Here is a 7,546-nt window from a genome sequence, read left to right as displayed (position 1 = left end):
TCGGCATCGAGCAGCGCGTCGAGACCCTCGACGCGGTGCGTGCCGCTGCCGTCGTGGGAGTCGGTCCGCCCGGGACCCAGGTCGTCGTGGTCGTCGTGGTCGTCGCGCCCGTCGTCCGGGAGCGAGCGCGCTGGTCCTTCCTCCCCGCTCGGGCACCCCGCATCGACGTGCTGGCCGAGCAGGATCTGGTCGACGCGGTGCGCGCTGTCGCCGGAGTCGAGGTCGCGGCAGTACTGGTCCGGGGGAGGATGCCGCTGGACATCCGTCATGCCTCGAAGATCGACCGGCAGGAGCTCGCGCGATGGGCGACCAGGGTCCTCGCGGGCTCCGGTCGACGGCGCATTCTCCGGCCCCGCATCCCGTGAAGGTGCTGCTCACCGGCGCCACCAGCATGCTGGGCCGAGCCGCGGCAGAGGTGCTGCTCGCGAAGGGGCACGAGGTGAGCGTCCTCCAACGCCGGCCCGCGGGTCTACCCTGCCGTGAGGTGCTCGGTGACATCGCCGACCCGGCCGTCGTGCGGCGGGCCACGACCGGTCAGGACGCCGTCGTCCACCTGGCCGCCAAGGTCGACGTGACAGGCCGCTGGGCTGACTACGTGCGCGTCAACATCGACGGGACCCGCAACGTCATCGACGCCTGCCGGGCCGCTCGCGTCCCCCGGCTCGTCCACGTCTCGACACCGTCCGTCGCGCACGGCGGACGAGCGCTGGTCGGCGCCGGCGCCGAGCCGGCGGACCCGGCGCGGGCGCGTGGTCACTACGCCCGGTCCAAGGCCATCGCGGAGCTGGACGCACTGGCGGCGGACTCACCTGGGCTGGCCGTGCTCGTCGTGCGCCCGCACCTGGTGTGGGGCCCGGGCGACACCCAGCTGGTCGGCCGGATCGTGGCGCGCGCGCGGGCCGGACGCCTGCTGCTCATCGGCTCCGGTGCAGCCCTCATCGACACGACCTACGTCGACAACGCCGTCGCCGCCCTGGCCGCGGCGGTCGCCGCCTGTGGCGCCGTGCACGGAGAGTCGCTGATCGTCTCCAACGGTGAACCGCGCCCGGTCCAGGAGGTGCTGGCCCGGCTGTGCCGGGCGGCTGCCGTTCCCGGGCCGCGGGGTCGGGTGCCTTTCCCGGCAGCGTGGCTGGCCGGCGGGGCCGCCGAGTGCGTCTGGGCACTCACCGGTCGACGCGACACTCCGCCGCTGACCCGCTTCCTCGTTGAACAGCTCGCGACGGCGCACTGGTTCGACCAGCGACACACGCACGAGGCCCTGGACTGGGCGCCGCACGTCGGTCTCGACGACGGATTCGCCCTGTTGAGCGCCTGGTACGCGTCCCCGACGTAGCCTCCGACGGCCCAGGAACCGCGGGCGTCATCAGCAGGCCCTGCAGGTCGGTCGTGGCGCTCGGCGGCGGTGCGAAAGGGGACCGAGCTCGGCACCGTGCAGGCTGGTGCCGAGCCGGCGCGGCTGCGTTCAACGCGCGTCGCACCACAGGACGAACAGGACGAACAGGACTTAGGATGGCCACAGCACTGGCAGGACAGCGAACGCGACGACGGCGCGAGCCCCGGCGCCGCCCCGAACGGCCCGCCGGTCGAGAACCTAGCCGTGGCCACCGAGCACCAGCATCCCAGCTCCCATGGTGGCCAGTGTCGACCCCGACCTGGCCTCCTTCAGGGCTTCCGCGGAGCGGGAGAACTGCAGCAGTTGGGTGGCCGAGACCGACAGGAGCAGGACCGACAGCGTGGTGGCGACTCGGCATACGATGCTCGCCGCCGACGGGCCACCCATCCACAGACGATCACTCGGCCCCGAGCCGCCTCCCTGCGGATGCCGGATCGAGGCCGTCCTGCTCGGCAACCAGCATAATGAGGGACCGCGCTTCCTCGGCGCAGGCGGTGCAGCCTGCCAGGTGCGTGCGCATCGCCGGCAGATCGTGGTCGGGGTCGGCCAGCAGGGCTTCGACGTAGCCGTCGACCTGGTCGAAACAGTCGTCGCAGGACAGGTACGGCTCCGTGTCACGGGTCAGGCGTCGCGTGGCCTGTGCGCTGAGTGGCGGGTGGGCTTGGCTCATGATGTGCCTGCCTGCGGGTGTGGGGTGGCCAGATGGCCAGAGGCGATCAGGTGAGTGCGCAAGCGGGTCCGTGCGTCGTGCACGGTCTTGTAGAGGGCGTTGCGGTTCGTGCCCAGCCGCTGGGCGAGCACGTCGATCGGGACATCGTCGATGAGCAGCGCGACGGTGATCCGTCGCTGGTGTGGTGTCAGGGCCACGTCGATCGCGCAGGCGACCGCCGTGGCCAGGTCCGCGGCTTCGGCATAGCTGCTCGGCGACGGGCCGCGTTCTTCGACGAGTGCGAGGTCCTTGAGCTCGACCTCGCGGTGCTGCCAGGCGTATCGGCGCACCTCCGTGGCGGACTGGAGGATGGCGAACTTGTAGGCCCAGGTGGTGAATCGGCTGCGCCCCTCGAAGGTGGACAGCTTGGCCAGCACGGCCATCATCGCCTCATCGGCCGCTTGGTTGGCGATCTCCTCGAGGCGTTCGTTGTCAAACCCGGCAACGGCCGAGCGCATCCGTCGGACCTGATGGCGCGAGGCCCTGAGCATCATCTTGTGCAGCCGCTGCATGGCGTGCTCCTGGCGCGGGCCGGGGGTGCTGAGGGCCTCGACCCAGTTCTCCGGCTCGGCATCGGTCAGATCGAGCTCTGGAGGCACGCGGTCGTCCGCGCTGACCATGCTCATGGTGAGCCGCCCGGCGCCGGGATGGGCGACAGGATCCTGGCAGCGAGCTCGGGTGGGCAGCCGCGGTCGACCAGCTGGAGCAGGGCGTGGATGTCAACGGCGTGCGTGGACGCAAGCCGCCGAGCCAGGTCCTGGGCGAATCCGGACTCCAGCAGTCTGCACAGACGCCAGGTGATGACGTCGACCGGTGGCCCGTCAGCACAGCAGTGTCCGCTCGGCGCGAGGTGATTGATCGTCATACCTGGTTTGCGTCGTGAGGTAGGTCGGGTCTTACCGACCTCGCTCAGATCCGGTAAGACCTCTCGCCGCGTTGACGCAAACATGTCATGACCCTCTCGACCACACGAAGTCTCCGCCCGGCCCCCGGCTGGGTCAATGTCGCCCGCACCGACGCCGTCGTCCTCGGCCGCGTCACCTCCGCCGCGGAGGTGGTTGCCGCGGCCGCAGCAACCCTGCTGGTCGCCCGAAAGGAACCGTAATGAACCACACCAGAGTTCACCGACGGCAGTCGATTCCGTTGGTGGTGCTCATCCTGAGCGCTCTCCTGGGTGTCGTGCTCCTCTCTCGGATCGCACCCGCGCAAGCTGACACGACGCCAGCAGGGAGGCACGGGCACCCCACGACCGTGGCGCCACGAACCGCCGCTCAGAACGCTCTCCACGACCAGATGCGCAAGCTCTGGGAGGATCACATCACGTGGACGAGGTTGGCGATCGTGGCGTTCGCGGTCGGGTCACCCGGCTTTGACCCAACTGCAGGCAGGTTGCTCCAGAACCAAGCCGACATCGGCGACTCGATCAAGCCGTTCTACGGCCCGGCAGCGGGCAACCGACTGACCTTCCTGCTGCACGGCCACATCACGATCGCCGTCGAGATCCTGCAGGCCGCCAAGGCCGGCGACACCACGGCCTTCAACGCCGCCAACACCCGGTGGTACGCCAACGGCAACGACATCGCCGACTTCCTGGCCGCCGCCAACCCGCGCTCCTGGCCTGTCGCCGTCATTCGCGCCGACATGAAGGAGCACCTCGACCAGACACTGGCTGAGGCCGCCCACGAACTGCACGGTCAGTACGCAAACAGCGTCACCGACTACGAGGCCATCCACGCCCACATCCTCATGATGGCCGATCAGCTCAGTGCTGGCATCATCGCCCAGTTCCCGTCCCGGTTCCGCTGAATTTCCCGACACGACAAGAGAAAGGCACCATCGACATGACCAGCATCCAGTCCACCTCCGCTGCCGCGACCAGAGCTGAGGAGGGCCTCGTCGCCCGCATCCGCTCTGCGGACCCAGCGGAACAGGCATTCATGGTCCTGCGGGCCGCGTTCACCGTCGCGCCCATCCTCTTCGGCCTGGACAAGTTCTTTCACCTGATGGTCAACTGGGACCGCTATCTGGCCCCGGTGCTCTCTGCCCCGTTCCCCTTCACCCCGCACCAGCTGATGTATGCCGTCGGAGTCACCGAGATCATCGCCGGCGTGGTCGTTGCCATCCACCCCCGCCTCGGCGGACCGGTCGTCACCGCCTGGCTCTTCGGCATCATCGTCAATCTTCTTCTCATCCCGGGGTTCTACGACGTCGCGTTGAGGGACTTCGGGCTCTTCCTGGCGGCCATCGCCCTCAGCCGGCTCGCCACCACGTATGACCAGCGACCACTGCTGTGGTTCGCCCGGAAGCGCTGACCGATGACCACCGCGTTCGTCCTGTCCGGCGGCGGCAGTCTGGGCGCCGTGCAGGTCGGCATGCTGCAGGCCCTGGGTGAACGCGGTGTCGAGCCAGACCTGCTGGTCGGGACGTCAGCGGGGGCCATCAACGCTGCCTTCGTCGGCGGACACGGGATGAGTGCCACGGCACTGGCCGACCTCGCCGGGCTCTGGCGTTCCCTGCGCCGCCAGGACGTCTTTGCCCTGCGACCGCTGCGTGGTGTCCTCGCGGCGGCTGGCATCCGTCCATCGCTGTTCACCGCCGAGCCGCTGCGGCGCCTGGTCGAGTCCAACCTGGGCTACCGGGACCTGCTCGACGCGCGCGTCGACCTGCACCTGGTGGCCACTGACCTGTGCAGCGGGAAGGAGGTGTTGATCTCCAGCGGTGATGCGGCAAGGGCTGTGGTGGCCAGCGCCGCCATCCCGGGTGTCTTCCCGCCCGTATGCCGGGAGGGTCGGGTGCTCATCGACGGTGGCATCGCTGAGCACGCAGCCATCCGCCACGCCATCGACTGCGGAGCCGACGAGGTCTACCTCCTGCCGACCGGATTTCCTTGCGCACTCCCCTCTCCGCCGACCACCGCTGTGGGGGTGGCCCTACAGGCGCTGACGTTGCTGAGCCAGCAACAGCTGATCGGCGAGGTGGCTCGGTATGCCGGGCCGGCCAAGCTCAAGGTGTTGCCGCCGCTCTGCCCCCTGAAGGTGTCCGCCGCGGACTTCAGCCACGCTGACGAGCTGATCACCATGGCCAAGGTGGCCACCGGGTCATGGCTGGATGCCGGCGGCCCGGATCTGCCTCTACCACAACGATTCCTGTCGATGCACGATCACAACTAGGCGTGTCGCGACGCCCCAAGGGCGCTGCATGGTTGGCATCCGTTCGAGAGTTGGCCCTCGACGTCCATGCAGACCATGCCACCACTAGGCCGATTCGCTACCTTCACACCAAGCGCTTGTCTGACGCACGTGCAGCACACTGGCCACATGCGGCAGGCCCCCGTTCGCGAACTGAACCAGCACACCGCCGACGTGTCGGCGCGGGTCGATACGGGCGAAAGGGTGGAGATCACCCGCAACTCCCGGTGGCCATCATCGGCCGGCGGTGCCTGACCCTCTCAGTGCGCTGATCGAGTCAGGGGAACTGCGCCCGGCACGAGATGCGCTTCCGTTGTGCTCGGAGTCCGAGGTATCGGCTTCGGACTCCGCCGGATTGGTTGCGATCCTGGAGGACCGGTACGCCAAAGGCCGTTGGTGAGCGGCGAGTGATCTATCTCGACACGTCCGGGGCGATGAAGCTCGTCCGGCCGGAGGCGCACGGTGACGCCCCGTCCCAATGGTTCCGCGAGCGGCTGGGTCTCCCGGGCCTCTGGTCGGTGCTGATGGTGGAACTGATGCGCGCTACCCGGCGGAGCGCTCCGGATCGGGTGACCGCGGCCGCCAACGTCCTTCGAGTGCCCACGGTCGCACCGCTCAGTTGGGCCTTCGTGCGTACCCGACGACGGCCGAGACAACGACCAGCACGATGCTCAGGCCCAGGACGACGAGCCCGGCCCCGCCGTGGCTGGCAGCCGCCGCGGGAGGGGTGGATGCATCGGCCGCGTCGAGCTGAACGCCGAGAACCCATCAGACGTAGGCCGACGCGCCGATCCCAACGACTGCCGAGCTGACCAGCCGCCAATGCGTGAGCCCCGACGACCGACCGGCGAAGGCGAGTGCCACCACGACGGGAAGGCCGAGCCAGAGAAGCGCCGCCGTGCCGGTGCCCCCGCCGTCGTGCCGGGGCCCCCGCCGCCGGCCCGCGCATGACCGGCCCGACGGTCCGGGCGTCGGAGCGCGACCCTCAGCGCGCCACACACGACCCCTGGCGAGTCGGTGCTGGCGTCGTCTGCCTTCGACACGTTGCGTTCCCATTCCTCGGTGTACCGGGCGCGTTCGTGCTTCGGCGTGAGACGGAGCACCCGTCGTGGGTCAACGCATACAGCCGGCGCCGAGGTCCAGGTCTGTCCTGGTCCATCTCCCACCGAGAGGAGACGAACTGCGCGCGTTCGAGTCGCTCCAGCACGCGGGCAGACGGTCCCGGTGGGTCGGGCCCGATGTCGGTGAGACGCGCAAACCCCAGATCTCCTCGGAGGCGTCGAGGAGACAGGAGAGAACGTCCCGCAGAGCGGGGGTCAGGCGAAGGTACGTGCTCACGTCTCCAACTCAAGAGACAAAGTCGGGGCCTGCCCACCCGTGATCAACAGACCCCACGCAAAGGTGGACACGCATTCTGACGGTTGAGGTCGCGAATCTCCTGACGTTGTCTCTGTGATCGAACGGCTGCCGTTGTGCTGCAGCGGATCTGGTGGATTGGTTGACGCGTCGACTCGAGGTGCTGAACCGGCATCTGCGCCATCCTCATCGTCGGTTGTGGGTGGGCGGAGGCTGCCGACCTGGTGCCGAGGGGCCGTGGTTGTTTCCCAGCCCCACGCCCGGCCGGATCATATCCGGGTGAGCTAGTCTGCGTCGGTCAGCAGCGCCAGAAGGGTGCGCCGCGCGATGTCTGACATCACGGGGTTCGTGTCGCGGTAGTAGGGCAGGCACCCGATCGCCTGCGCGAACGCCCACCCCTTCCCGCGCTCCCACTCGTGCTCGTCGACATCCAGAGCCACGCGAAAGGCCTGACGGGCACCTGGACCCATGAGGTTCCACGCCGGCATCACGTCGAGTGCCGGGTCGGCTGGCGACAGCCCCCCGACGTCGATCACGGCGCAGAGCCGGCCATTTTTCGCCAGCAGGTTCCCCGGCATCAGGTCCCCATGGGTCCAGACGTCGGGTGCCTCTGCGCGGGGTGTCTGCCGGAGTCGTGCCCACAACCGCGTCAGGGCGTCCACGTCGATCAGGCCGTGACTGCGGCCGAGCCAGGTGGCGACGGAGTCGTCCTGGCTGGTCAGCAGGCCGCCACGGCCAGAGCCCTGGAAACTTCGCCCTTCGGCGTCCATCGAGCGGAGCGCTTCCACGAAGGACGCCAGATCGTGGGCGAAGTCCGCAGAGTCGGCAACACCGGCCGCCCACACGTCGTTGCCCTGCAACCAGCGATACACGACCCAGGGCAACGGGTACCCGCGGCCA

General features: G+C 69.0%; 10 protein-coding genes and 1 pseudogene. 6 read left to right on the top strand and 5 right to left on the bottom strand.

Annotated features, from left to right (window positions below):
* Window positions 1-365: pseudogene (locus ACLL9L_RS18190) on the top strand (hydrolase); the annotation flags it as partial.
* Window positions 362-1,333 carry an NAD-dependent epimerase/dehydratase family protein gene (locus ACLL9L_RS18185; RefSeq protein ID WP_411286063.1) on the top strand — a complete coding sequence of 324 codons (972 nt, stop codon included), beginning with the start codon at window positions 362-364 and terminating at the stop codon, window positions 1,331-1,333. The pseudogene ACLL9L_RS18190 and the gene ACLL9L_RS18185, both read left to right, overlap by 4 nt.
* Window positions 1,334-1,591: 258 nt before the next feature.
* Here the strand turns inward: ACLL9L_RS18185 and ACLL9L_RS18180 are convergent, their stop codons facing one another.
* From ACLL9L_RS18180 to ACLL9L_RS18165, 4 genes are read right to left on the bottom strand one after another with little or no spacing between them, the layout of a single operon-like run.
* Window positions 1,592-1,780, bottom strand: a complete 189-nt coding sequence (locus tag ACLL9L_RS18180; RefSeq protein WP_411286062.1) for a hypothetical protein — start codon at window positions 1,778-1,780, stop codon at window positions 1,592-1,594.
* A 10-nt stretch (window positions 1,781-1,790) separates the two neighbouring features.
* The gene (locus tag ACLL9L_RS18175; protein WP_411286061.1) at window positions 1,791-2,063 is read right to left on the bottom strand and encodes a hypothetical protein; all 273 of its coding nucleotides are present in this window, start codon (window positions 2,061-2,063) and stop codon (window positions 1,791-1,793) included.
* Window positions 2,060-2,728, bottom strand: coding sequence for a sigma-70 family RNA polymerase sigma factor (locus ACLL9L_RS18170; RefSeq protein ID WP_411286060.1), 669 nt, complete (start codon window positions 2,726-2,728; stop codon window positions 2,060-2,062). Before ACLL9L_RS18170 ends, ACLL9L_RS18175 begins: the two co-directional genes overlap by 4 nt.
* Complete coding sequence (locus tag ACLL9L_RS18165) at window positions 2,725-2,967, bottom strand: hypothetical protein (RefSeq protein ID WP_411286059.1); 243 nt, start codon at window positions 2,965-2,967, stop codon at window positions 2,725-2,727. The genes ACLL9L_RS18170 and ACLL9L_RS18165 overlap by 4 nt, the downstream gene beginning before the upstream one ends.
* Window positions 2,968-3,054: 87 nt before the next feature.
* On the opposite strand from ACLL9L_RS18165, the gene ACLL9L_RS18160 reads away from it, so the two are divergent.
* From ACLL9L_RS18160 to ACLL9L_RS18145, 4 genes are all read left to right on the top strand, one after another.
* Window positions 3,055-3,207 carry a hypothetical protein gene (locus tag ACLL9L_RS18160; protein WP_411286058.1) on the top strand — a complete coding sequence of 51 codons (153 nt, stop codon included), beginning with the start codon at window positions 3,055-3,057 and terminating at the stop codon, window positions 3,205-3,207.
* A gap of 284 nt (window positions 3,208-3,491) precedes the next feature.
* A complete protein-coding gene (locus ACLL9L_RS18155; RefSeq protein WP_411286057.1) occupies window positions 3,492-3,908 on the top strand; it encodes a hypothetical protein in 417 nt (138 codons plus the stop codon).
* Between the two features lie 35 nt (window positions 3,909-3,943).
* Entirely contained in the window at window positions 3,944-4,414 is a 471-nt protein-coding gene (locus ACLL9L_RS18150; protein WP_411286056.1) for a hypothetical protein, read from the top strand.
* Window positions 4,415-4,417: 3 nt separating this feature from the next.
* Complete coding sequence (locus ACLL9L_RS18145) at window positions 4,418-5,272, top strand: patatin-like phospholipase family protein (RefSeq protein ID WP_411286055.1); 855 nt, start codon at window positions 4,418-4,420, stop codon at window positions 5,270-5,272.
* Window positions 5,273-6,930: 1,658 nt separating this feature from the next.
* Here the strand turns inward: ACLL9L_RS18145 and ACLL9L_RS18140 are convergent.
* Window positions 6,931-7,546: phosphotransferase (locus ACLL9L_RS18140; RefSeq protein ID WP_411286054.1), on the bottom strand; the 616-nt coding region annotated here is incomplete at its 5' end.

This window comes from Lapillicoccus sp., from assembly GCF_046595215.1.
Taxonomy (GTDB): Bacteria; Actinomycetota; Actinomycetes; order Actinomycetales; family Dermatophilaceae; genus Lapillicoccus.
The sequence above is the reverse complement of the archived record's forward strand: the minus strand, read 5'-3'. Positions and strand labels throughout refer to the sequence as shown.

Bases quoted from the DNA above. Each gene is read 5' to 3' on its own strand.
- ACLL9L_RS18145 (WP_411286055.1), top strand. From the start codon at position 4,418: ATGACCACCGCGTTCGTCCTGTCCGGCGGCGGCAGTCTGGGCGCCGTG.
- ACLL9L_RS18160 (WP_411286058.1), top strand. From the start codon at position 3,055: ATGACCCTCTCGACCACACGAAGTCTCCGCCCGGCCCCCGGCTGGGTC.
- ACLL9L_RS18170 (WP_411286060.1), bottom strand. From the start codon at position 2,728: ATGAGCATGGTCAGCGCGGACGACCGCGTGCCTCCAGAGCTCGATCTG.
- ACLL9L_RS18180 (WP_411286062.1), bottom strand. From the start codon at position 1,780: ATGGGTGGCCCGTCGGCGGCGAGCATCGTATGCCGAGTCGCCACCACG.
- ACLL9L_RS18165 (WP_411286059.1), bottom strand. From the start codon at position 2,967: ATGACGATCAATCACCTCGCGCCGAGCGGACACTGCTGTGCTGACGGG.
- ACLL9L_RS18175 (WP_411286061.1), bottom strand. From the start codon at position 2,063: ATGAGCCAAGCCCACCCGCCACTCAGCGCACAGGCCACGCGACGCCTG.
- ACLL9L_RS18150 (WP_411286056.1), top strand. From the start codon at position 3,944: ATGACCAGCATCCAGTCCACCTCCGCTGCCGCGACCAGAGCTGAGGAG.